Genomic DNA, 24,351 nt, shown 5'->3' with positions numbered 1-24,351 from the left:
CGTGGTTGCCTCGACGAAACACATCTTCGTGACCGGAGGCGTCGCCTCCTCTCTCGGCAAAGGCCTGACGGCGTCCTCGCTCGGCAACCTGCTCCGCGCACGCGGCGTGAGCGTGACGATGCAGAAGCTGGACCCCTATCTCAACGTGGATCCGGGGACGATGAACCCGTTCCAGCACGGCGAGGTGTTCGTCACCGAGGACGGTGCGGAGACCGATCTGGACATCGGACACTACGAGCGGTTCCTCGACGTCAACCTGTCCCGCAACTCCAACGTCACGACCGGTCAGGTCTACAGCACCGTCATCGCCAAGGAACGGCGCGGGGAGTACCTCGGGGACACCGTCCAGGTCATCCCGCACATCACCAACGAGATCAAGGAGCGGATGCGGGCCGCGGCGGCCGGCAGCCCCGGCGTCCGTGACGAGGACGCTCCCGACGTGATCATCACCGAGATCGGCGGCACGGTCGGCGACATCGAGTCCCTCCCGTTCCTCGAGGCAGCGCGTCAGGTCCGTCACGACCTCGGCCGGGACGACTGCGTGTTCATCCACGTCTCACTCGTGCCCTATCTGGCGCCGAGCGGTGAGTTGAAGACCAAGCCGACCCAGCACTCGGTGGCCGCCCTGCGCCAGGTCGGGATCCAACCCGACGCCCTCGTCCTGCGGGCCGACCGCGACATCCCCGAGGCCATCAAGAACAAGATCTCGCTCATGTGCGACGTCGAGCCGGAGGCGGTCGCGGCGGCGGTCGATGCGCCGAGCATCTACGACATCCCCAAGGTCCTGCATACGGAGGGGCTCGACGTCTATGTGATCCGACGGCTCAACATGCGCTTCCGCGATGTCGCCTGGACGGCCTGGGACGACCTGCTCGAACGGGTCCACCACCCCGAGCACGAGGTCGAGGTGGCTCTGGTCGGCAAGTACATCGACCTGCCGGACGCCTATCTGTCGGTCACCGAGGCGTTGCGCGCGGGCGGGTTCCACCACAACGCCAGGGTGCACGTCCGCTGGGTGGAGAGCGACCGGTGCGCGAGTGAGTCCGGCGCCCGCGACGCGCTCGGCGGGGTGGACGCGGTCCTGGTCCCGGGGGGTTTCGGGGTGCGGGGCATCGAGGGCAAGGTGGGCGCACTGCGATGGTCCAGGGAGCGGGAGGTACCCACCCTGGGGATCTGCCTGGGCCTGCAGTGCATGGTCATCGAGTACGCCCGGACCGTCTGTGGGATCAGCGACGCGAGCTCCAGCGAGTTCGACCCGGACACGTCCGCGCCGGTGGTGGCGACGATGGAGGAGCAGAAGGCCTTCGTCGACGGGGACGGGGACCTCGGTGGCACGATGCGACTCGGCGCTCAGCCGGCAACGCTCGTCGAGGGGTCGGTGACCGCCCGCGCCTACGGGGCGACGCACGTGACCGAGAGGCACCGGCACCGGTACGAGGTTAACAACGCCTACCTCGATCGGCTCGAGTCCGACGGACTGGTCGTCAGCGGCACGCACCCGGACCTCGGGCTCGTCGAGTTCGTCGAGCTGCCGGCCGACGTCCACCCCTACTACGTCGGTACCCAGGCCCACCCGGAGTTCATGTCGCGACCGCACCGGGCGCACCCGCTCTTCGCAGGACTCATCGGGGCGGCCATCGAGCAGCAGCGGGCGGCCCGCCTCATCGAGGTCGAGCGGCCGCTGCACGTCGACGGCTGAGGCTCGTGCGGTGGACCTGAGCGACCGAACCGCCGTCCGTCCGGTGCGCTCCCGTGACGTGGTCTTCGAGGGGCGCGTCTGGAACGTTGTGCGCGACGTGGTCGACCTCGGCGCCGCCGGGGAGGTGACGCGTGACTACATCGAGCATCCCGGCGCCGTGGCGGTGATCGCCCTCGACGAGGCCGACCGGATCGTGCTGGTGCACCAGTACCGCCATCCGGCGGGTGTCGTCGAGTGGGAGATCCCCGCGGGGCTGCGCGACGTCGACGGCGAGGACCCGGTCGCGACGGCCGCCCGGGAGCTCGCCGAGGAGGCGTTCGTCTCTGCCGACGAGTGGTACCGGCTGGCGGAGGTCGTGACCACGCCGGGAAGCTCCTCGGAGACGATCACGGTGTTCCTCGCGCGAGGGCTGCGCGAGATCCCTCCGGAGGAGCGGCACGTGCGCGACGGCGAAGAGCTCGACATGCCCATCGCGTGGTTCCCGCTGCAGACCGTGCGCGATGCCATCCTGACCGGACGGCTCCGCAACGCGACACTGACGATCGCGGTCCTCGCAGCGTGCGCGGCGAGGGACGCAGGATGGCGCACCCTCGACCCTGTCAGGGGCGCTCGCGCCTGATGGTGCGTCACGTCCACGCGGATCGACCGACAGCATCGGGATCCGGGCCGATGGTGCACGTCTGATCGGGTCCTGGCGTGGTCAGGTCACTGGTACGAGATGAACCACGGGACCGGCTCGACCTGCGCGACCGTCTGCTCCGGCGTCAGCATCGGCGCGTCCTCGTCGTAGAAGTTCTTCCAGCCCAACCACATGTTCTCGGGGAGGTCCTGCTTCAGAACCCGCCAGGTGTCCTGCTTAGCCGGCTGAGATCCCTGTCCGTCGGCGTGCAGGACGATCGCAAGCTCAGGGTGGTCCGTGCGGACCTGATCGCGATCGGGGATCATCGAGACCCTGAACTGGTGCAGGGTGAGGACCTTCTGGGGGAGGTCGTGCGTGCGGACGAGCTCGGCGAGGTAGTCACTGACTTGGTTGATCTCCGCGGCCTCGACCGAGCCGATCCGCACGAGGTGACGCTCGTTCGGGCCGAGGCGCCACTCCGGGTCCAGTGCCAGGCCGACATGGGGTTCGATGAGCAGCTCCTCGTACTCCCGCGCCTGCGTCAGGAAGTCGGATCGTCCCGGTTGCAGGTCGAGGACCACGTAGACCCCGGCTTCCTTGGCCGCGTCCACCCAGGCACGGAAGATCTCGGGCGGCCACACCTTCGAGTAGTTGCCGTCGTCGCCCGCGCCCGCGGTCGCGACACTCGCGATGATCTCGAAGGCTGGGACCACGGTCTCCTCGACCAGGGGCTGGTAGCGGTCGACATAGGTCCCTACGCGCACGATGCTCGCCTCGACGTCCTGTTCTCCCAGTAGACCGAGGACGGGCGCTCCAGGGTGGCCGTACAGAGCCACCATCCGGCGGTGCGGGAAGACTGTCACGCCGCCTCCGGGCAGCTCAGCGGCACGTTGGGCCATCGCGCCCATGACGAGGAGTGCCTCGGCGGCGGACTGCTCCGACGCGGCGGTCGCGAGCGGCAGGGCCGGCTCGCTGCGCAGGGCCTCGAAGACGTCGGACTCCTCCCTGGGGTCGGTCACCTCGGAGTGGACGACCGCGCCGAGAGCGGCCGCCGAGGCGGCGGCCGCGTCCATCGACGAGGACGCGCCGACGATGAGGGCGAGCGGAGGTCCGTCCGCAGGCTCGCCCACGGGGACCCCGTCGGGCGGTACGGCCGGTCCGGCGGCGGGGAGCACGATGACGCGGTCGGGCTCGAGACCGGTCTGGGCAGCGAGCTGCGACGCCGCGTCCGGTGCCTCGCCCACGACGACGAGGTACTCCACGCGAAGGCGCTCGAGCTCGTCCAGGGTCTGCGACGGCAGTGGTGTCGCAGCCTCCCCGACGAGGACGGGCCACTGACCGGCCGACGCCAGCTCGGCGGCGGTGCCCAGCGCAGCCGCCTCATCCCCGGTGAGCACGGCGACCCGGGAGCTCTGGAGCAGCAGCCCGGACAGGGCCGCGGCCGCGGCGGCGGCATCGCCGCTCAGACTGCTCGAATCGGTTGGAGTTCGGCGGACCAAGGTCGGCGGTTCGGGGGACGGTTCGGCCTCCGCGCCCCCGAGGTCGGGTAGCGCGAGGTCGTCGGAACAGCCGGTGACCGCGACCAACGCGGTCGCCGCAGCCCCACCGAGGAGCGTTCGTCGAGTCAGTGCGGGCACGCCGACAAGCCTACGTGCGGGCGAGGTCTCTGCACGCATTCGCAGTTCGGCGCGTCAGCCGGCGGTCCGTAGGATGTGATCGATCATCGTCCGTCGTCCGTGGCCACCCACGGATGGACTCACTCGTCTCCGAAGGATCTCCCGTGCTCCGCACCCATCAGTCCGGCACCCTGCGCGCAGCCGACGCCGGCCAGACCGTCACCCTCACCGGCTGGGTCGCGCGGCGCCGCGACCATGGAGGGGTGGCCTTCATCGACGTGCGCGACGCCTCGGGCGTCGTCCAGGTCGTCGCGCGCGACGAGGTCCTGACCGGTGCGGCACACGACCTCCGGAGCGAGTTCTGCGTGCGGGTGGACGGCGAGGTGTCCCTACGGGACCGGCAGAACGTCAACCCCGACCTCCCGACCGGCGAGGTCGAGGTCGTCGCCCGAGAGATCTCGGTGCTCAACCCCTCCGCCTCGCTTCCGTTCCAGATCGACGAGCGGGTCGCCGTGGGTGAGGAGGCGCGGCTCCGGCACCGATACCTCGACCTGCGTCGGCCCGGGGCACACAGCGCCGGGCACGGGCTCCGGTTGCGCTCGCGCGTGAACGCCGCGGCCCGCAAGGTCCTCGGGGAGCGGGACTTCGTCGAGATCGAGACGCCCACCCTGACCCGGTCGACCCCGGAGGGCGCTCGCGACTTCCTCGTGCCGGCCCGCCTGGCCCCGGGCAAGTGGTACGCGCTGCCCCAGTCGCCGCAGTTGTTCAAGCAACTCCTCATGGTCGCCGGTATGGAGCGGTACTACCAGATCGCCAGGTGCTACCGAGACGAGGACTTCCGGGCCGACCGCCAGCCGGAGTTCACCCAGCTGGACATCGAGATGAGCTTCGTCGAGGAGGACGACGTCATCGAGCTCGGTGAGGCGGTCGTGGCTGAGATCTGGTCGCTCATCGGCGTCGAGCTCGACACCCCGTTCCCCCGGATGACCTATGGGGAGGCGATGCGGCGGTTCGGCACCGACAAGCCCGATCTCCGTTTCGGGCAGGAGCTCGTCGAGTGCACCGAGTACTTCTCGGAGACTCCCTTCCGGGTCTTCCAGGCCGAGTATGTCGGAGCCGTCGTGATGCCGGGCGGTGCCAGCCAGCCGCGCAAACAGCTCGACGCGTGGCAGGACTGGGCCAAGCAGCGTGGCGCCCGCGGGCTTGCCTACGTCCTGGTCACGCAGGCGGCGGACGGGTCGGTCGAGCTGTCCGGGCCGGTCGCCAAGAACCTCAGCGAGTCGGAGCGGGCGGGTCTGGCCGAGCACGTCGGAGCCAAGCCTGGCGACTGCGTGTTCTTCGCAGCCGGACCGACCAAGTCCTCACGCGCCCTCCTCGGCGCAGCCCGGCTCGAGATCGCCCGCCGGTGCGGCCTCATCGACGAGGGGGAGTGGCGCTTCGTCTGGGTCAACGACGCGCCCCTGTTCGAGCCAGCCTCGGAGGCGACCGCCGCCGGTGACGTCGCCGTGGGGGACGGCGCCTGGACAGCGGTCCACCATGCGTTCACATCGCCGAAGCGGGAGTTCGAGGACACCTTCGACCAGCGCCCGGGCGAGGCCCTCGCCTATGCGTACGACCTCGTGTGCAACGGGCACGAGATCGGCGGAGGATCGATCCGTATCCACCGACGCGACGTCCAGGAGCGGGTCTTCACCGTCATGGGACTGACCCCCGAGCAGGCCCAGGAGAAGTTCGGGTTCCTGCTCGAGGCCTTCCAGTACGGCGCGCCCCCGCACGGGGGCATCGCCTTCGGGTGGGACCGGATCGTCATGCTGCTCGGCGGCTACGACAGCATTCGCGACGTCATCGCCTTCCCCAAGTCCGGTGGCGGGTACGACCCGCTGACCGACGCCCCCGCGCCGATCACCCCCGAGCAGCGCGCCGACGCCGGGGTCGACGCGGTCCCCGAGCTCGACCGTGTCCCCAGCGGGTCCGAATCGGTCGAACCCATGGTCCCCGAGATCCGATGAGCGGTTCGCGTCCACTGATCTCGTACGTCTTCCCGATCTACGACGAGGAGGGCAACATCGACCTGCTGCACGACCAGGTCGATGCGGCGATCGCGACTCTGGACGTCGACGTCGAGTTTGTCTTCGTCAACGACGGCAGCCGCGACGGCTCGCTGGATCGGCTCATCGGACTGTCCGAGCGCGACAGCCGCGTGGTCGTGGTCGACCTCGCCCGCAACTTCGGTCACCAGATGGCCGTGACCGCGGGAATCGACCATGCGCATGGTGATGCGATCATCATCATGGACTCCGACCTGCAGGACCCTCCGGCAGTCAGCCTCGAGCTCATCCACGAGTGGCAGGCCGGCTGGGACGTGGTCTACGCCCAGCGCCGGAGTCGTCGGGACGGGGCGTTCAAACGCGTGACGGCCGATGTCTTCTATCGCATCCTCGGGGCGATGTCGTCGGTCGAGATCCCGCGCAACACAGGCGACTTCAGGCTCATCGACCGGGCGGTCGCCGATCAGCTGCGGCGGTACGGCGAGCACTCCCGCTTCCTTCGCGGCATGATCGCCGAGATCGGCTTCAAGCAGAAGGCGGTCCTCTTCGACCGGGAGGCGAGACACTCGGGCAGCAGCGGTTACCCGCTCCGCCGGATGGTCAAGTTCGCGGTCGACGGCATCACGAGCTTCTCGGCGAAGCCGCTTCAGCTGATCTCCCGTGCCGGTCTGGTCGTCTCGGGGCTCGCCCTGCTCGGGCTGATGTACGCGGTCGGCATCAAGATCTTCTTCCCGGAGCGGGTCGTGGAAGGCTGGACCTTCATCGTCGCGTCCGTGTTCCTCGTCGGCGGCCTGCAGCTCCTCCTCATGGGCATCATCGGAACCTACGTCGGTCGCATCTACGACGAGGTCAAGGGGCGGCCGCTGTACGGCGTCCAGGAGGTCTACCGATCGGGCGGGCCCGGTCTGGGCCGTTCGTCCCGTCAGCGCCGTGGGCGAACCACCGGGAGGACCACTGCGCCCCCGTCCGATATCCCAGACGGTGATACAACAGCCGAGCGGTGAGGTTGTCGGCGAACATCCCGAGCGTGCAGGCGCCGCAGGTGGAGACCGCCCGTCGGGTCAGGTATGCGGTGATCGCCGCCCCGTAGCCCTCGCCGCGCCGGGCCGGATCGACCGCGATACCCGTCAGAACGGGAATGCCGGATGTCGCCAGGTCCCAGGAGCCGCAGGCGACCAGGGCGCGATCATCCCGGAGGGTCACCCACAGCTGGTCCGGGCGGGCGAAGGGCTCTCCGTGCGTGCGCGGGTTGGCGCGGCGCAGGAACTCCACGAGTTCGGCGGCCGCAGCATCGTCGACGATCTCGATGTCGCTTTCGTGGGGCAACGTCGGCAGCGTGGTCGTCGTCCACATCCAGTCCCACTCGCCGCCCCCGGCCCAGTCGTGGACGTCTGCGACGTGCTCGAACGCCGCGCGGGGAACGGAGACGTGGGTCAGGCCGCGGAGTCGGACGAGGTCGCCGATCTCCTCGCTGAGCAGCAGCCGGCGCACCGCAGTGGCCGCCCCGATGACTGCCAAGCCCGGGTGGCCGCGGTCCGAGCGTCGCTGGACGGCCACGGCGCCCCCCTCGGCCAGCGCGCCCAGCGCGTACGCCGGCGGAGTGAATCCAGGGCCGATGTCGTAGGTGAGCACCGGGTGGTCGACCGACAGTAGCGCGTCGAGGTCCTCCAAGGCCCTGAGGGAGGCATCGGTCATGGGCACATGGTGTCAGGTGGTCGCGGCGGGCATGATGCCGGTGTGGCCCAGGCGTCCGTTCCCCGGCCGCCCGTTACCCTGCTGCGGTGACAGGCCGGGCGCGAAGGCAGGGAGTACCGACCGTGCTGGTCGTCGAGCACGAGTCGGATGTGGACGCCGCGCTCATCGGGGAGCGGCTGGAAGCGGCCGGGCTGCGCGTCGACACCGTCGGACCGGACCGGAGCCGCGAGGTGCCGAGGTCACCGGCCGGCGTCGACGGCCTGGTGATTCTCGGCGGGAGCATGGATCCCGACGACGACGCCGGTGCTCCGTGGCTCCCGGCCGTGCGCGAGCTGCTCCGCACGGCGATTCTCGGCCAGGTGCCGACACTCGCTGTGTGTCTCGGTGCCCAGCTGCTCGGGATGGCGGTCGGGGGACGGGTGCGCCGCATACCTGACGGCCCGGAGATCGGACTGGTCGGGATCCGACCCACCGATGGGGACATCCATCGCGGCAGCCTGCTGCGCGGCCTCGACCCGGACGCCCAAGCGCTCGCCTGGCACTGGTGGGAGGTGACCGACCTCCCCGAGCTCTATGACGGGCGGCCGGTCGAGGTCCTCGCGCGATCAGACCGGTGTCCCGTCCAGGCCTTCGCGGTCGGTGAGGCGGTATGGGGTCTGCAGTTCCACATTGAGGCACGTACACGGACGGCTCGGACGTGGGCGCACTCGGATCCCGCTCGCCTTCATGCGATCTCGCTCGACCCGGACCGACTCGTCAGCGCTGTCGCCCGGGCCGAGCCGACCCTCGTCCGGACCTGGTCGGACGTCATCGACGCGTGGATCGCCGTCGTCCGTCGGGCCACGACGAACTAGGGTGGCGGGCGTGTCCCCGACCCCCGACCTCTTCGGCTCCGCGGAGCCCGCCGAGGGCGATATCGTGCGCGCTCCGCTCGCCGTGCGCATGCGACCGCGCAGTCTCGAGGAGGTCCGAGGGCAGGACCGGGTCCTGGCCGCGGGAAGCCCCCTGCGGCGACTCATCGACGGAGGAACGGGTGCGGCCGGGCCGCTCTCCGCCATTCTCTGGGGGCCGCCGGGGACGGGCAAGACCACCCTGGCCCACCTCGTGGCCACTGCCGCAGACCGCGACTTCGTCGAGCTGTCCGCCGTCACCGCGGGTGTCAAGGACGTCCGCGCCGTCATGGATCAGGCCCTGCGCACTCTCGACCTGTACGGCCGGCACACCGTGCTGTTCCTCGACGAGATCCACCGATTCACCAAGGCCCAGCAGGACGCCCTGCTGCCGGGTGTCGAGAACCGGCACGTGATCCTCGTCGCGGCCACGACGGAGAACCCGAGCTTCTCGATCATCGCGCCCCTGCTGTCGCGGTCCGTTCTCGTCACGCTCACCTCACTCGACGACGAGGACGTCACGGCTGTGCTCGAGTCGGCGGTCGACGACCCGCGTGGCCTGGCCGGCGCATACCTCCTGGAACCGGAGGCTCGTGACCATCTGCTGCGCGTGAGCGGAGGTGACGCCCGTCGGGCGCTCACGGCCCTCGAGGCCGCGGCCGGCGTGGCGAGCGACGACACACCCGTCGGCGGTGACGATCGGCCCCTCGCGATCACCCTGGCGCACACCGAGCGAGCCGTGGCCACCGCGGCCGTCCGGTACGACCGGACCGGTGACCAGCACTACGACGTGGCGTCGGCCCTGATCAAGTCGATGCGTGGCTCCGACGTCGATGCCGCGCTGCACTACCTGGCGCGGATGCTCGAGGCGGGGGAGGACCCACGCTTCGTCGCCCGCCGGGTTGTCATCGCCGCCAGCGAGGATGTCGGCATGGCGGATCCGACCGCCCTGCAGACCGCTGTCGCGGCGATGCACGCGGTGGCCCAGATCGGCATGCCGGAGGCGAGGATCATCCTCGCCCAGGCGGTGGTCCACAACGCGCTCGCGCCCAAGTCGAACGCCGCGTACCTCGCGATCAACGAGGCGATCGCTGACGTCCGCGGCGGCCGTGGTGGGGCCGTTCCGGCGCACCTGCGCGGGTCGGGGTACGCGGGTGCGGCCCGATTGGGGCACGGGATGGACTACGTCTACGCGCACGACGAACCCGAGGGCGTGGCCCGACAGGTCTACCTGCCCGACGACCTGGCCGGACGTACCGACTACTACCGGCCGACCGATCGCGGCTTCGAGGCCCGTCTCCAGGAGCGCTGGCGGTGGCTCCGCGAGCGGCTCGGGCGGTAAGCGGCGCAGGGTTATGGCTTAGGGCCGCTACCGCCGACCGCGATACCCTGCTTGCCTGTCATCCCGAGCCGGCCGGCCCATCCGTTCGTCGCCGGCGCTCCCGAGTCGCAAGGAACGTGATCCACCCATGGAAACCGCAGAGATCCGTCGGCGCTGGCTGCGCTTCTTCGAGAAGAACGGTCACGCCGTGGTGCCCTCTGCGCCACTGATCCACGACGACCCGAACCTCCTCTTCGTCAACGCCGGCATGGTCCCCTTCAAGCCCTACTTCCTCGGTCAGGAGTCGGCGCCCTGGGACAGGGCCACCAGCGTCCAGAAGTGCGTACGCACCCAGGACATCGAGGAGGTCGGCAAGACCTCCCGACACGGCACGTTCTTCCAGATGAACGGCAACTTCTCCTTCGGCGACTACTTCAAGGAAGGTGCCATCCGACTCGCCTGGGACCTGGTGACCTCCGGCGAGGAGTCGGGCGGGTTCGGGCTCGACGGCGACCGACTCTGGGCGACCGTCTACGAGGACGACGACGAGGCCATCGAGCTCTGGATCGAGACGACCGACATCCCCTCCGAGCGGATCGTCCGTCGCGGCAAGGAGGACAACTACTGGCACATGGGCGTCCCGGGCCCCGGGGGACCCTGCAGCGAGATCTACTACGACCGCGGCCGTGAGTACGGACCGGACGGCGGACCGGAGGTCGACGAGGACAGGTTCCTCGAGTTCTGGAACCTCGTCTTCATGCAGCACGAGCTGTCCGCGGTGCGGTCCAAGGCCGACTTCGACATCGCCGGTGACCTCCCGAAGAAGAACATCGACACCGGCATGGGACTCGAACGGATGGCCAGCCTGCTCCAGGGTGTCGACAACATGTACGAGATCGACGAGGTCTACCCAGTGCTCGCCCGGGCAGCGGAGATGACACGCCGCGAGTACGGCGCCCGGTCGGGTCATGCGGCGTCGGAGTCGCATCCGGACGACGTGCGCCTGCGGGTGGTCGCCGATCACGTGCGCTCTTCGCTCATGCTCATCGGTGACGGCGTCACTCCGGGCAACGAGGGCCGCGGATACGTGCTCCGCCGCATGCTCCGCCGATCTGTGCGCGCGATGCGTCTGCTCGGGTACCAGGACGCCTGTCTGCCCGAGCTTCTCCCGATCTCCGTCGAGCGGATGCGCAACAGCTACCCCGAGCTCGAGCGTGACTTCGAGCGGATCAGCACCATCGCCTACGCGGAGGAGGAGGCGTTCAGGCGCACCCTGGCATCGGGCACGACCCTCCTCGAGAGTGCCGTCGTCGAGACGAGGCGGACGGGCTCGGCCACGCTCTCGGGGGAGCGGGCGTTCCAGCTTCACGACACCTACGGGTTCCCGATCGACCTCACCCTCGAGATGGCCGCCGAGCAGGGACTGTCGGTGGATCGCGAGGGTTTCACGCGCCTGATGCAGGAGCAGCGCGACCGTGCCAAGGCCGACGCCCAGTCCAAGAAGGTCGGTCACGGGGGCACCGGGGCCTATCGCCAACTCGCCGACGCGCTCGGTCGGGAGGTGGAGTTCACCGGCTACGACGAGGTCACGAGTGAGGCCAGGGTTGCCGGGCTGATCCGCGACGGCGAGCCGGTCGTCGCGGCCCGGGCCGGTGAGGACGTCGAGGTCGTCCTGGACCGAACCCCGTTCTACGCCGAGGGTGGCGGACAACTCGCGGACGGGGGAGTCCTGCAGCTCGCGAGTGGGGCGGTCGTGCGGATCCACGACGTACAGAAGCCCATCTCCGGACTCATCGTGCACCGGGCGACCGTGGTGGCGGGGGAGGTCCACACCGACGAGAGCGCGCACGCCGAGGTCGACATCGAGCGTCGGCGCTCCATCTCACGCGCACACACGGCGACGCACATGGTCCACAAGGCGATTCGCGAAGCACTCGGTGACACGGCCACCCAGGCCGGTTCCGAGAACGCCCCGGGACGGTTCCGGTTCGACTTCACGGCGACCTCCGCCGTCCCCGCCTCCGTGTTGCGCGACGTCGAACAGCGGGTCAACGCCCTGCTGCTCGAGGACCTCGCCGTCTCGGCCGACGTCATGTCACAGGTCGAGGCGCTCGAGATCGGCGCCATGGCGCTGTTCGGCGAGAAGTACGGCGACGCCGTGCGGGTCATCTCGGTGGGTGACTGGGCCAAGGAGCTGTGCGGCGGCACGCACGCCGAGCGGACGACCCAGCTGGGTCTGGTCACCCTTCTAGGGGAGTCCTCGATCGGATCGGGGGTCCGCCGGGTCGAGGCGCTGGTCGGTGCGGACGCCTACTCGTTCCTGGCCCGTGAGCACGCGATCGTCGGTCAGGTCACCGAGATGCTCAAGGCGCGACCAGAGGAGCTCCCCGAGCGGATCGGCACGATGCTCGGCCGGCTCAAGGATGCCGAGCGTGACCTCGAACGCCTGCGCCGGGAGCAGGTCCTCGCCGCCGCCGGGCGGCTGACCGACTCGGTGCGCGACGTCGGGGCGGTCCGTTTCCTCGGACACGACGCCGGACGTGAAGCCGGTGGCGACGACGTGCGAGCGATGGTTCTCGACGCCCGGGGTCGGCTCGGAACGGACCGTCCCGTCGTCGTCGCGGTCACCGGGACCAAGGGAGGTCGACCCGTCATCGTCGTCGCCACGAACGAACCGGCTCGCGCGCGCGGCATCAGGGCCGGTGACCTGGTGCGGATCGCGGCACCGCACCTCGGTGGTGGTGGCGGCGGCAAGGACGACCTCGCACAAGGCGGCGGAAGCGACCCGGGCGCGGTGGGTCAGGCCCTGTCGGCGATCGAGTGGCGCGTCGGTGAGCTCGGGGACTGACCCGGGACTCGCGCTCGAGGTCGGTGTCCGAATGGGCATCGACGTCGGGTCGGTCCGCGTCGGCATCGCCTTGAGCGACCCTGGGGGAGTGCTCGCCCACCCGGTGACGACGGTGCCCCCAGAGGACATGGAGGCTGTGACGGCCCTGATGGCCGAGCACGCCGTTCGCACCGTCTACGTCGGCTTGCCTCGCACACTCCGTGGGGACGAGGGGCCCGCTGCGGGCATGGCACGCGGTTATGCTCGTGATCTCGCCTCACGTGTGGCACCGGTCCCCGTCCGGCTGGTCGACGAACGACTGACCACGGTCAGTGCGCACCGACAGCTCGGAGCCGGTGGTATGCGGGAGCGCGGGCGGCGCTCCGTCGTCGATCAGGCCGCCGCGGTGCTGATCCTGCAGGGGGCGTTGGACCTCGAGAGCAGTTCTGGCCGCCCCGCCGGAGAGCTCGTCAGCACCGGGCGCAAGCCCCGACATGCCCGCCGGCGGAAGGAGCACGGGTGAAGCCCCATCTGGAGGACTCCATCTTCGGAGGCGACGACCACCATGGCGCCCACCCGTCGGACGGGCACGACCACCACCATGAGCAGGACACAGCCCCCCGGTCCCGGTCCGAGGCCCGCCGTCAGCGCGAGCACGGTGGACACCGCCGTCACCACGAGAGCAGTCGGGCCTCGCGTCTCATCGTGCCCCTCGTCGCACTCGCCCTGCTCGCCGGCCTCGCCTACGGCGCGTTCCGCATCATCACGCCGATGGTCGACGGCGCCTTGTCGAGTCCCGTCGAGGACTACGCGGGTCCCGGTTCGGGCGAGGTGACGGTGACCGTGAACCCCGGGGACAGCGGATCGGCGATCGCGCGCGCGCTGGTCGACGCCGGCGTCATCGCCTCGACAGACTCCTTCGTGCGCGCGAGCAGCGCCGACCCCGAGGCCGCCGCGGCGGTGCAGCCAGGGGAGTACACCCTCGTGCGCGAGATGAGCGCCGCCGACGCCCTCGCCGCCCTCAACGACCCGGCGAACCGCTACCTCGGAGAGCCGGTGACGATCCGAGAGGGCCTGTGGAAGTCCGAGGTCTTCGCTGCGCTGTCCGAGGCGACCGGAGTCCCCATCGAGGACTACGAGACCGCGGCGGAGGACGCCGAGGCGATCGGTCTGCCCGACCAGGCCGGGGGAGATGTCGAGGGATGGTTGTTCCCGGCGACCTACACCTTGCGGACAGACGACCCCGCCGAAGTCCACCTCAAGACGCTCGTCGACGAGATGAAGGAGCAGCTCACCGACGCGGGAGTCGCGGAGGAGGACTGGCAGCGAACCCTGAACGTGGCGTCGATCGTCGAGGGTGAGGCCCGTGCGGACGTGGATCTGGGCAAGGTCGCCCAGGTTGTCGAGAATCGGCTCGCGGACCCGACCGGCCCAACGGTCGGCCGCCTCGAGATGGACTCCACGGTCAACTACGCCCTCCAGAAGCGCGGCAACCTCACCCGCACCGAGTTCGAGGAGGCGAAGTCGCATCCGTACGACACGTACGTGATCCAGGGCCTGCCCCCGGGACCGATCGGAAACCCCGGACGAGCAGCGATCGATGCGGCGGCCAACCCGACCGAGGGACCGTGGTTCTTCTTCGTCACCGTCAACCTCGACACCGGTGAGACGCTGTTCGCGGAGACCTTCGAGGAGCACCAGGCCAACGACCGGCTCCGGGTGCAGTGGTGCGAGGACAACCCGGGCAAGTGCACCGGTGGTGGCTGACCGGACGACACGCCGGGCAGCGGTCCTCGGATCGCCGATCTCGCACTCCCTCTCGCCCGCTCTGCACGAGGCGGCCTACCGGAGCCTGGGGCTGTCCGGATGGTCGTACACAGCCATTGAGATGGCCGAGCCGGGACTGGCCGGATTCGTGGAGGGTCTGGACGCGTCCTGGCGCGGGCTCAGTCTGACGATGCCGCTCAAGGAGGTGGCGTTCGACGTCGCGGCCGAGTCATCCCAGCTCGCCCGAGACGCACGGTCGATCAACACCCTCGTGCGCCGGCCGGATGGAGCCTGGGTGGGTCACAACACCGACGTGCACGGGATCGTCGCCGCGCTTCGAAGCGTGGACCACGGTGGCGCCGCCCGCGTCATCGGCGCCGGAGCGACCGCCCGATCGGCAGTCCTCGCGCTCAGGTCGATGGGCGTGGCTCGCGTCGAGGTCGCGGCCCGCCGGCCCGATGCCGCGCGCACTCTCGCGGATCTCGCCCAGCACCTCGGCCTGCGAGCCCGGCCCGTTCCGCTCACCGAGTGGGCCAGCAGTCCTCCGCCGCTCATCGTGTCCACCGTGCCGGCTGGCGCGGGCCCCCCGCTCGCCCGGTCGGCGACCGCGATGCGGGGGATCACCCTCTTCGACGTCGTCTATGCCCCGTGGCCGAGCCCGCTCGCGGCCGCCGTCGAGACTGCGGGCGGTCGGGTCGTGTCGGGACTGGAGATGCTGCTCCATCAGGCGGCACGGCAGGTCGAGATCTTCACCGGTGGGTCTCCCGATGTCGATGCGATGCGGGCCGCCGTCGGGTCCGCGCCATGACCCCCGCCCTCGCGGTGCTCGCGCTGTCCGGAGCGGCTCTGGGATGGCGGACGCGCGATGAGCTCCTCGACTACGGATACCGCATCCCGGACGACCGACCGCGCGCGGGAGCGTGGCACGCCTGGGTCTCGTGGTGGGCGGTCCTCGCCCTCGCCGTGTTCTGGCCGCTCGTCGCAGCGAGCCTCGTCCCACGCATCGGTTGGTCCGCGGTCCCCGCATACCTGCTGCTCGCCTGGCTGTCCGTCGTCCTCGTGTGGATCGACAGCGACGTGCACCGGCTGCCGAACGGCCTGACCTATCCGGCTTATCCGACGGTGTTCGGCCTCCTGCTCCTCGCCTCGCTCATCGAGGGCGACCGTCGATGGATCGGCGCTCTGCTGGGAATGGTGGCACTCGTGCTTCTCTTCGGCCTGCTGTGGTTGGTGAGCCGTGGCCAGGTGGGCCTGGGCGACGTGAAATGGTCCGGCGTGATCGGCTTGAGCCTCGGCTACCTCGGCAGCGACGCCCTGGTGGTCGGCACGATGGCGACCTTCCTGTTCGGCGGGGTCATCGCGCTCTTCATGCTGTCCTTCCGCGGAGCGAGCGGGTCAACGCCGCTCGCCTACGGACCGGCCATGTGCGCGGGTGCCTTCCTCGCCATCGTGTCGGGACTGGACGTCGTCGACCTCGTGGGTTGACCTTCCCGCGCGCGGGCCCCCTGATGCCCACGCCGGCACGACCCATGCATGCGGCCGGATGACCGGACACCACTGAACGGGCCACGGCGCGACGCCCTCCCACCGAACACCCAGGACGGCCGGCCCCGGACGCGTGACAAGATGCCTGCATGCTGCGTTGGTTGACCGCCGGAGAGTCGCACGGTCCCGCTCTGGTGGCCACGATCGACGGCCTGCCGGCGGGGGTGGAGGTGACCAGGAGCGATCTGCAAGCCGCGCTGGCGCGGCGGCGGCTGGGCTATGGGCGGGGAGCCCGGATGAGCTTCGAGAAGGACGAGGTGTCCTTCCTCGGAGGCGTCAGGCACGGCGTGACCCTCGGGTCCCCCGTCGCCATCCACATCGCCAACACCGAATGGCCGAAGTGGGACGTGGTCATGAGCCCCGAGCCCGTCACCGATATGGCCCTCGCGGGAAGTGACGACATAGGCGCGGAGAAGGAGCTCGCGCGGAACAAGCCGCTGACCCGCCCACGCCCCGGTCACGCCGACCTCGTCGGCATGCAGAAGTACGGCTTCACCGACGCCAGGCCCATCCTCGAGCGTGCCTCCGCCCGCGAGACCGCCGCTCGGGTGGCTCTGGGCGAGGTCGCGGCCAGGTTCCTGCGTCAGGCGTACGGGATCGGCCTGGTGTCCCACACCATCTCGATCGGCGCGGCGGGGGTGGGGGAGGACTACCCGGTCCCGGCCCCGGGGGACGTCGACGCGCTCGACGCCGACCCGGTCCGCTCGCTCGACTCTGCGGCCAGCGCCGCCATGGTGGCCGAGGTCGACGCCGCCCGCAAGGCCGGTGACACCCTCGGCGGCGTGGTCGAGGTCGTGGCCGTCGGCCTTCCGCCGGGTCTCGGATCCCACGTCCACTGGGACCGCAGGCTCGACGCGCGTCTGGCGGCCGCTCTCATGGGGATCCAGGCCATCAAGGGTGTCGAGGTCGGCGACGGTTTCGCCACCGCCCGGCGTCGCGGGTCCCAGGCGCACGACGAGATCGCGCACGACGCCGAGGGCGTGATCCGGCGTGCCTCGTCCCGCGCCGGTGGGACCGAAGGAGGGATGTCCACCGGTGAGGTCCTGCGGGTCCGCGCGGCCATGAAGCCGATCAGCACCGTTCCTCGTGCCCTTCGCACGGTCGACATCAGGACGGGAGACGCGGCGACGGCGATCCACCAGCGCTCGGACGTGTGCGCGGTGCCCGCGGCAGGCGTGGTCGCCGAGGCCATGGTCGCACTGGTGCTCGCGGAGGCCTGCCTGGAGAAGTTCGGGGGCGACAGTGTCGTCGAGACGGCGCGCAACCACAGCGCCTATCTCGCGGCGATCCCCGACGCGATGCGCACGGGTCTGTGGACGCGATGACGTCGTACACCGCCACGTCCGGGCCGGTCGCGATCCTCATCGGTCCGATGGGCGTGGGCAAGAGCACCGTGGGCCGGCTGCTCGCGGACCTGCTCGAGGTGCCGTTCCTCGACGTCGACGACGTCATCGTCGAGCGCGAACAACGCCCGATCGCGGACATCTTCGTCGATGACGGCGAGCCGTACTTCCGCGAGGTCGAGCGGGTCATGACACTGCGGCTCCTCGACGATCATCCCGGTGTGCTTGCCCTCGGCGGCGGTGCGCCCATGCAGGACGACATCGCGGCGAGCCTGGCCGGCCGACCGGTGGTGTTCCTGGACGTCGGCATCGCCGACGCCGCTCGGCGGATCGGCTTCGACACCTCGCGACCCCTGCTGGCGGTGAACCCGCGTGCGACGTGGGTCGCCATGATGAACGCCCGCCGGGAGACCTACGAGCGGCTCGGTCGGTGGCGGGTGGACACGGCGGGACGAGAGGCCACCGAGGTTGCGCGGGAGGTCGCCGCCCTCATTGCCTCGGCGGTCGAGCGGTGACGGCGGCGACGAGGATCACCGTCGGTGAGGACTACGACGTCCTCGTCGGACGGGACCTGCTCGCCCAGGTCGGCGGACTGGTTCCGCCACGGGCGGAGCGGGCTCTCGTCGTCCACCCGCAGACGCTCGGCACATACGCGGACCTCGCGCAGTCCGCGCTGCAGGATGCCGGCCTCGAGGTGCACCGCGCGCAGGTCCCCGACGCGGAGTCTGCCAAGACGATCGCCACGGCGGTCGACCTCTGGGACCGGTTGGGTGCGGCGGCCTTCACGCGGACCGACGTGCTCGTGGCCGTGGGAGGAGGCACCGTCACCGATCTCGTCGGTTTCGTCGCGGCCACCTGGTTGCGCGGCGTGGCCGTCGTCCAGATCCCCACCACCGTCCTCGCGATGGTGGATGCGGCGGTGGGCGGCAAGACCGGCATCAACACGCAGGCCGGCAAGAACCTCGTCGGCTCCTTCCACCCTCCGCACGCCGTGGTGTGCGATCTCTCGACCCTCGAGACCCTTCCCCCGGACGACGTCCGTGCCGGGCTGGCCGAGGTCGTCAAGGGCGGGTTCATCGCCGATCCCCGGATCCTCGAGCTCATCGAGAGCGACCCGCGTGCCTGTCAGGACGTGCGCGGACCGGTCCTGCGCGAGCTCATCGAGCGCAAGATCCGGGTCAAGGCGCGCATCGTCTCCGAGGATCTCACCGAGGCCTGGCTGCGCGAGACGTTGAACTACGGGCACACCCTCGGGCACGCCATCGAACAGGCCGAGGGCTACCGGCTCCGGCACGGGGAGGCGATCAGCGTGGGGATGGTCTTCGCGGCTGAGCTCGCCAGGGCCGGCGGACTGATCGACGCCGAGCTCGTCGCCCGGCACCGGACCGTCCTCGACTCGATCGGCCTGCCCACGGCCGACCTCTGGGGCTCGGGCGTCGAGAGCCGGTTCGCCGGACTCCTCGAGGCCATGCGACGGGACAAGAAGTCACGCGGCGCGCTGCTGCGCTTCGTCGTGCTCGACGGACTCGCCTCGGTGACCCGGCTCGAAGGCCCCTCGGAGGACCTGCTGCGCACCGCATACCGACAGGTGTCGACCCGCCCGTGAACAAGCGAACCGAGCGGGTCGGCCCAGGGCGATCAGCCTCGAGGAGCTGCTTCCGGCTCACTGAGCTCTGGCAGCTCCTCCTCGCGCAGGACCGTTCCGTCCGGGTCGATCACGTCGTACAACCGGTCCGCCCACAGACGCTCCCAGGCGGCCAGATCCGGCGGATCGAGTCGGACGACCTGGCCCGGTGGGCGACGTCCGAGACCCTGCGCCCGCTGCTGCCGCGCCGCGGCCGAGCGGGCCGCCCGTCGCCGCGCTGAGGACCGGGTCCGGAACCGGCGTCGCCCGGACCGGGACCGGGTGAGCCGCCGCAGCACCCTGGAGCGCTCGTCGTCCCCGCCGGCATACCAGCCCTCCAGGCGTTCGGCCGCCGAGCGCAGCGCCTCGAAGAGCTCGTCCGGGTCCTCGGGCACCTCGTCCTCGGGTACGCCGAGGTGCTCGGCGCAGAGCGTGCGACGCAGCCGCAGAGGGAACGCGTCCGTCGGCGACGGGTCTTCCTCGTCCAGCTCGTCCACCCTGTCGTCCATGATGGCGCAGGCGATCTCCGTGTCGCTGGTCCAGGAACGGCGGTTGAAGTTGTCCGAACCCACACTGGCCCAGCGGTCGTCGATGATGCAGATCTTGGAGTGGACATAGATGGGCAGTCCCGACCGGTTGACCAGCCCGAGGACGAGCACCCGGTCACCGCCCGCATCGAGGATCGGCTCCAGCGCCCGGAGCCGGGCGGCGAACTGCGAGGTCCGCGCAACCGTGCCGTCGATGTCGGGAAGCACCGGCAGAACGATCACGAGGCGTAGCCCGGGACGATCCCGCAGCACCGTGGCGAAGTGCTCGCCGACATCGTCCCCCCAGAGGTACTGGTCCTCGACGTACACCAGACGCCGGGCCCGGGACATCGCCTTCGCGTTGCCCCGCACGATGCTCGTCTCGCCGTCCGGCGCGAAGTCGTAACCGCGCGGGAGGATCGCAGGGTAGGTCCGCACGACCTGCACCGCGTCGTGAGCGTCGGAGACCGGGGACGGGGGAGCCCACTGCGGGCCGAGCGGCCGGGGGTCCTGGTCCTCGGCCTGCAGCCAGGACGTCAGTCGGCGGCCGGGGTTGAGCGTGAGCGGCGTGCCGTCCTCCCAGCGTTCCCGGAACGTCGTCTCGACATCGTGGACGGCGGGCCCGCGGATGGCCACTTGGACATCGTGCCAGGCCGGGCGCGGGCCGTACTCCTCGGCGACGTCGAGAGCCTGGACGTCCCCCGTGTGCTCGATCGTGTCGCGCCGACTGTGACACAGGTCGATGCCGCCGACGTACGCCACATCACGGTCCGGAGCGTTCTCATGGCGGATGATGACGAATTTCTGGTGATGCGCACCCGCCGTGCGGACGCGCATGTCCCGCAGACACTGCCCGCCGGCCGCCTCGATCGCCCTGCCGAGGGCGAAGGCCTGCTCGGCGTGCATGCCGACCTTGCGCCAGTGCGACCGCCAGAGCAGTCCGCGCACGTCGGCTCCTCGCCCGAGCGCCCCGGTCAGGACGTCGACGAGAGTATCGCCGGCGTCGTTGAGGCGCTGGTCGGCGTCGCCCCTCCAGTCGACGAAGTAGATGCGGTCACCCGGCCCGGTGCTGCCGATCCGCTCGGCGAGCTCGGCGAAGTACGGGGCGCCATGGACGATCGGGCGTACCTCGTTTCCGGTGGTCCAGGCGGTGCGGCCCTCTCGGATCGCGTCGAGGACGGTGTGGGGGTTCTCGCGCTCGGCATGGCTGAGGTACCAGTCGGCAAGGCCCATGACCCCATCATGTCTGATCCGCACTACTCCCGGGACACTCAGGGAGCGTGATGCGATCGTCCGGGGGACGGCGGACCGGCCGGTAGAATCGGGCGGTTCCCGCTCCACGTCACACGGAGCCCGCGCGCCGACGGGCGCGCCCGACCGACTCAACGAGAAAGCGACCCACGACCTGTGGCAACCACGAACGACCTGAAGAACGGCATGGTTCTCAACATCGACGGCCAGCTCTGGACCGTCGTCGAGTTCCAGCACGTCAAGCCGGGCAAGGGCCCGGCCTTCGTGCGAACGAAGCTCAAGAACGTCCTCTCCGGCAAGACCGTCGACAAGACCTTCAACGCCGGCGTGAAGGTCGAGACCTCCAACGTCGACAAGAGGACCATGCAGTACCTCTACAACGACGGCTCCAACTACGTGTTCATGGACCCCGACACCTACGAGCAGGTCGAGGTCGCGCCAGAGGTCGTCGGCGACGCAGCGAGCTACATGCTCGAGAACCAGGACGTCCTCGTCGCGCGGCACGAGGGGACCCCGCTCTTCGTCGAACTGCCGGCCTCGGTCATCCTCGAGGTCACCTACACCGAGCCGGGTCTGCAGGGTGACCGGTCGACGGGTGGCACCAAGCCGGCGACCCTCGAGACCGGCGCCTCGATCCAGGTGCCGCTCTTCCTCGAGGCCGGCACCCGCGTCAAGGTCGACACCCGCGACGGCTCCTACCTGGGGCGCGTCAGCTAGTGGCCGCTCGGAGCAAGGCCCGCAAACGCGCGCTCGACCTGCTTTTCGAGGCCGAGCAGCGCAAGGTCAACGCTCTCGAGCTCCTTCGGGAGCGGCTCGCGTCGCCGGTCACCGAGGCTCCCCTCAACGAGTACACCGTCACGCTCGTCGAGGGCGTAGTGGACCACTGGCGGGACATCGACGAGGCCATCTCGACCTACGCCCACGGCTGGACTCTGGACCGGATGCCGGCCGTCGATCGCGCTATCCTCCGTCTGGGCGCCTACGAGGTGCTCTACGCCTCGGACGTTCCAGAGCCGGTCGCCATCAGCGAGGCGGTCGCCCTCGCCACCGAGCTCTCGACGGACGACTCGCCGAAGTTCGTCAACGGTGTCCTGGGCCGGCTGCTCGAGGTCAAGCCGACTCTGCTGTGACGGGGTGCGAATGACCGCCGAGGCCGCGGTGCCGCGCCTGTCCCTGACGAGTGTCCGGTATACGGTGGCCGAGGACCTCGACCGCCTCGCGGACATCGAGGCCGACGCCGACCGCCTGCTGGTCGACCACCTGCTGGCCGACCAGCGGGGAGCCCGTGGATGGCCGGAGCCGACCACGGGCCGGGAGCGGGCCGGGCGAGGAGTTGTCCTCGCCGCGGGACAGCCGGCCGTCGGTTTCGCCCACGTCCTCGACCCCGGCCCCCGGGAGGGGACGTCGTGGCACCTCGACCAGATCGCGGTGCGCCCGAGCATGGGGCGGCGCGGAATCGGCCGGATGCTGCTGCGAGCGGCCATGGGCGTGGCTCTGGACGGGGGCGCGACCGAGCTGACCCTGACGACCTATGCCGATGTGTCGTGGAACGGCCCCTGGTACGTGCGCGAGGGGTTCGCCGTCGTGGACGAGACCGATCCCGGACGGGAGAGCCTGCGCCATCACCGCGACCGCGAGCAGGCCCTGGGCCTCGACGTCCTCGGGGCGCGGGTCGCGATGGCCCGACCGCTGAAGGACGACCCGACCCCACGGTCGGCGGTCAGCGTCATCCCCCTGCGATCGCGAGCGGGTGTTCTCGAGGTGTTCGTCCAGCACCGCGCTCTCACGATGGACTTCGCCCCCGGCGCGGTGGTCTTCCCGGGCGGGCGCGTCGACCCGCAGGACGAGGAGGTGGCGCGAGGACGCGGCACGGACGTCCTCACGGAGTGCGCCGTGCGTGAGGTCGCCGAAGAGGCCGGCGCCGCGATCGATCCGGACGAGCTGATCCCCTGGGACCGGTGGATCACGCCGTTGGGCTATCCCACGAGGTTCGACGTCGCCTTCTTCGTGCTACCGGTCCGGGACGGGGCAGAGTTCGAGCACCTCACAGGGGAGGCAACGCACTCGGAGTGGGTCTCGGTGACGGATCTCGTGAAGTCCGCCGAGGTGGGTCGGCTGACGCTCGTCCCACCGACGCGGACCATCGTCGACGAGCTCGCGGCCCTCCGTACCCTGGAGGCTGTCCGGCGATTTCGGCCACCCGTCGTGCCCGTGCGACACGACCTCACGGACCTGCGGCCGCGCGCGAACGCGTCCTCCGGCTGACGGACGCGTCCCCCGCGTCGGACCGGTTCAGCGCGCCGAAGCGAAGACGACCTCCGGCCACGGAGATCGGGCGAGCCACGACCGGTGTCCGGCCACATCGGCGTCGGTCGGGGGGAAGAGCTCGGTGAAGACCGTCAGTGGCGGAGCGGGTTCCTCGCGGCCCGACACCGAGCCGACGGCCGGGTCGACCGTGGAGCCATGAGCGGGATCGGGTGGCGCCGCTGTCGTGGTCGCGGGCGAGATCATCCGAAACCTCCGTGTCTGGAAGCCGAGCGGTGACCCGGCCATGTGTATGACAGTATGTTTGCCGAGGCATGCTGATCAGTTATGCATCTCACCAGCCGGACAGTCGAGGTCCATACGCCGCGCCCTTGACATGCCCGAGCCTGACGCCCGCGTCTCCGGTGTGCCAACCGCGCGACACGCCACGCCCCTGGCATACCCGAGCCTGACGCCCGCGTCTCCGGTGTGCCAACCGCGCGGCATACCACGCCCCTGGCATGCCCGGACCCTCACGCCCACGTCTCCGGTGTGCCAACCGCGCGGGGCGCGTTCACACCACTGTGATCTGCGGGGCCGTAGAGCGCCATGACGGGTTGTCTCGGTGCGCGGGGCGCATCGCCGGTCCGGCGAACGACGGGCTAGAGTATGCCTCGCCAGACGTCCTTTAACGACCTGTCCCGTGAGGCAGGGAAGGAGGTCCCGCGTCCATGACGCGTACCGATCGAGAAGTACCCCAGGGCCACCCCGTCGACCCCGAGAGCCGGATCGTCCTCGGTCCCGACGACATCGCACGGGCCCTTCGGCGAATCGCCCACGAGATCCTCGAGAGCAACAAGGGGGCCGAGGATCTCGTCCTCCTCGGCATACCGAGCAGGGGGGTGACCCTGGCCCAGCGTCTCGCGGTCCTGATCGAGGAGGTCGAGGGGACGGCGGTCCCCGTCGGCTCGCTCGATATCACTCTGCACCGGGACGACCTACGCAGCCAGCCCACCCGCACCCCGATGCGGACGGAGATCCCGGGCTGCGGGGTGGACGGCATGGTGGTGGTGCTCGTGGACGACGTGCTCTACTCCGGTCGGACGGTGCGGGCCGCGCTCGATGCGCTGTCCGACCTGGGGCGACCGAAGGCGGTCCGTCTCGCAGTGCTCGTCGACCGCGGTCACCGGGAGCTGCCCATCCGCGCCGACCACGTCGGCAAGAACCTGCCGACCTCACACGCCGAGAAGGTCCAGGTGCGGCTGAGGGCGCATGACGGCATCGAGGACACCGTCCGGATCGCGGCCGGTCCATCTCACGTGGGGGGCCGCTGAG

Annotated in this window: 21 protein-coding genes and 1 pseudogene; 18 read left to right on the top strand and 4 right to left on the bottom strand. The window is 70.3% G+C overall.

The features are described from left to right. Window position 1 precedes the first annotated feature (1 nt). Together GA707_RS08450 and GA707_RS08445 are read left to right on the top strand one after the other, a co-directional pair. On the top strand, window positions 2-1,699 hold the full coding sequence (locus GA707_RS08450; protein ID WP_152177991.1) for a CTP synthase: 1,698 nt from the start codon (window positions 2-4) through the stop codon (window positions 1,697-1,699). A gap of 10 nt (window positions 1,700-1,709) precedes the next feature. Then, window positions 1,710-2,318: an NUDIX hydrolase gene (locus tag GA707_RS08445; protein WP_152177990.1), complete on the top strand. Its 609-nt coding sequence runs from the start codon at window positions 1,710-1,712 to the stop codon at window positions 2,316-2,318. An 86-nt stretch (window positions 2,319-2,404) separates the two neighbouring features. On the opposite strand, the gene GA707_RS08440 is transcribed toward GA707_RS08445, so the two are convergent. Further along, on the bottom strand, window positions 2,405-3,955 hold the full coding sequence (locus GA707_RS08440) for a hypothetical protein (RefSeq protein ID WP_152177989.1): 1,551 nt from the start codon (window positions 3,953-3,955) through the stop codon (window positions 2,405-2,407). A gap of 143 nt (window positions 3,956-4,098) precedes the next feature. Here GA707_RS08440 and aspS point away from each other — a divergent pair, with 143 nt between their 5' ends. Together aspS and GA707_RS21200 are read left to right on the top strand one after the other, a co-directional pair. Further along, window positions 4,099-5,943 (top strand): aspartate--tRNA ligase, encoded by a 1,845-nt coding sequence (aspS, locus tag GA707_RS08435; protein ID WP_152177988.1) that lies wholly within the window; start codon window positions 4,099-4,101, stop codon window positions 5,941-5,943. Further along, window positions 5,940-6,440, top strand: a pseudogene (locus GA707_RS21200) (glycosyltransferase family 2 protein); the annotation flags it as partial. The gene aspS and the pseudogene GA707_RS21200, both read left to right, overlap by 4 nt. Window positions 6,441-6,831: 391 nt before the next feature. Here GA707_RS21200 and GA707_RS21195 read toward each other — a convergent pair. After that, entirely contained in the window at window positions 6,832-7,677 is an 846-nt protein-coding gene (locus tag GA707_RS21195; protein ID WP_152177986.1) for a GNAT family N-acetyltransferase, read from the bottom strand. A gap of 86 nt (window positions 7,678-7,763) precedes the next feature. On the opposite strand from GA707_RS21195, the gene GA707_RS08420 reads away from it, so the two are divergent. The 10 genes from GA707_RS08420 to aroB all read left to right on the top strand — a co-directional run bounded on the left by GA707_RS08420 (window position 7,764) and on the right by aroB (window position 18,976). Continuing rightward, window positions 7,764-8,531: a type 1 glutamine amidotransferase gene (locus GA707_RS08420; RefSeq protein ID WP_152177985.1), complete on the top strand. Its 768-nt coding sequence runs from the start codon at window positions 7,764-7,766 to the stop codon at window positions 8,529-8,531. A gap of 88 nt (window positions 8,532-8,619) precedes the next feature. Continuing rightward, window positions 8,620-9,909 carry a replication-associated recombination protein A gene (locus GA707_RS08415; RefSeq protein WP_152178255.1) on the top strand — a complete coding sequence of 430 codons (1,290 nt, stop codon included), beginning with the start codon at window positions 8,620-8,622 and terminating at the stop codon, window positions 9,907-9,909. Between the two features lie 127 nt (window positions 9,910-10,036). Next, entirely contained in the window at window positions 10,037-12,736 is a 2,700-nt protein-coding gene (gene alaS, locus GA707_RS08410) for an alanine--tRNA ligase (protein ID WP_152177984.1), read from the top strand. Window positions 12,737-12,767: 31 nt separating this feature from the next. Continuing rightward, window positions 12,768-13,238: a Holliday junction resolvase RuvX gene (gene ruvX / locus GA707_RS08405; RefSeq protein ID WP_152178254.1), complete on the top strand. Its 471-nt coding sequence runs from the start codon at window positions 12,768-12,770 to the stop codon at window positions 13,236-13,238. Next, window positions 13,235-14,482 carry an endolytic transglycosylase MltG gene (gene mltG, locus GA707_RS08400; protein WP_152177983.1) on the top strand — a complete coding sequence of 416 codons (1,248 nt, stop codon included), beginning with the start codon at window positions 13,235-13,237 and terminating at the stop codon, window positions 14,480-14,482. The genes ruvX and mltG overlap by 4 nt, the downstream gene beginning before the upstream one ends. Next, a complete protein-coding gene (locus tag GA707_RS08395) occupies window positions 14,475-15,290 on the top strand; it encodes a shikimate dehydrogenase (RefSeq protein WP_193315267.1) in 816 nt (271 codons plus the stop codon). Before mltG ends, GA707_RS08395 begins: the two co-directional genes overlap by 8 nt. After that, the gene (locus GA707_RS08390) at window positions 15,287-15,967 is read left to right on the top strand and encodes an A24 family peptidase (protein ID WP_152177981.1); all 681 of its coding nucleotides are present in this window, start codon (window positions 15,287-15,289) and stop codon (window positions 15,965-15,967) included. Before GA707_RS08395 ends, GA707_RS08390 begins: the two co-directional genes overlap by 4 nt. Before the next feature lie 149 nt (window positions 15,968-16,116). Continuing rightward, window positions 16,117-17,352: a chorismate synthase gene (gene aroC, locus GA707_RS08385; protein WP_152177980.1), complete on the top strand. Its 1,236-nt coding sequence runs from the start codon at window positions 16,117-16,119 to the stop codon at window positions 17,350-17,352. Continuing rightward, complete coding sequence (locus tag GA707_RS08380) at window positions 17,349-17,885, top strand: shikimate kinase (protein WP_152177979.1); 537 nt, start codon at window positions 17,349-17,351, stop codon at window positions 17,883-17,885. The genes aroC and GA707_RS08380 overlap by 4 nt, the downstream gene beginning before the upstream one ends. Next, on the top strand, window positions 17,882-18,976 hold the full coding sequence (gene aroB / locus GA707_RS08375) for a 3-dehydroquinate synthase (protein WP_152177978.1): 1,095 nt from the start codon (window positions 17,882-17,884) through the stop codon (window positions 18,974-18,976). Before GA707_RS08380 ends, aroB begins: the two co-directional genes overlap by 4 nt. Before the next feature lie 32 nt (window positions 18,977-19,008). Here aroB and GA707_RS08370 read toward each other — a convergent pair whose 3' ends face one another. Next, window positions 19,009-20,754, bottom strand: coding sequence for a phospholipase D family protein (locus GA707_RS08370; protein ID WP_152177977.1), 1,746 nt, complete (start codon window positions 20,752-20,754; stop codon window positions 19,009-19,011). A 174-nt stretch (window positions 20,755-20,928) separates the two neighbouring features. Here GA707_RS08370 and efp point away from each other — a divergent pair, with 174 nt between their 5' ends. The 3 genes from efp to GA707_RS08355 are packed head-to-tail and all read left to right on the top strand — an operon-like array spanning window position 20,929 to window position 23,037. Then, on the top strand, window positions 20,929-21,489 hold the full coding sequence (efp, locus tag GA707_RS08365; RefSeq protein WP_152177976.1) for an elongation factor P: 561 nt from the start codon (window positions 20,929-20,931) through the stop codon (window positions 21,487-21,489). Further along, a complete protein-coding gene (gene nusB, locus GA707_RS08360) occupies window positions 21,489-21,902 on the top strand; it encodes a transcription antitermination factor NusB (protein WP_152177975.1) in 414 nt (137 codons plus the stop codon). Before efp ends, nusB begins: the two co-directional genes overlap by 1 nt. Window positions 21,903-21,912: 10 nt before the next feature. Next, entirely contained in the window at window positions 21,913-23,037 is a 1,125-nt protein-coding gene (locus GA707_RS08355) for a GNAT family N-acetyltransferase (RefSeq protein WP_152177974.1), read from the top strand. 27 nt (window positions 23,038-23,064) lie between these two features. Here GA707_RS08355 and GA707_RS08350 read toward each other — a convergent pair whose 3' ends face one another. After that, window positions 23,065-23,325: a hypothetical protein gene (locus tag GA707_RS08350; protein WP_152177973.1), complete on the bottom strand. Its 261-nt coding sequence runs from the start codon at window positions 23,323-23,325 to the stop codon at window positions 23,065-23,067. A 422-nt stretch (window positions 23,326-23,747) separates the two neighbouring features. Here GA707_RS08350 and pyrR point away from each other — a divergent pair, with 422 nt between their 5' ends. Continuing rightward, entirely contained in the window at window positions 23,748-24,350 is a 603-nt protein-coding gene (gene pyrR, locus GA707_RS08345) for a bifunctional pyr operon transcriptional regulator/uracil phosphoribosyltransferase PyrR (protein WP_152177972.1), read from the top strand. The last annotated feature ends 1 nt before the right edge of the window (window position 24,351 follow it).

Origin of the sequence: Nostocoides sp. F2B08, from assembly GCF_009184895.1 — a bacterium.
Classification (GTDB): domain Bacteria; phylum Actinomycetota; class Actinomycetes; order Actinomycetales; family Dermatophilaceae; genus F2B08.
The sequence above is the reverse complement of the archived record's forward strand: the minus strand, read 5'-3'. Positions and strand labels throughout refer to the sequence as shown.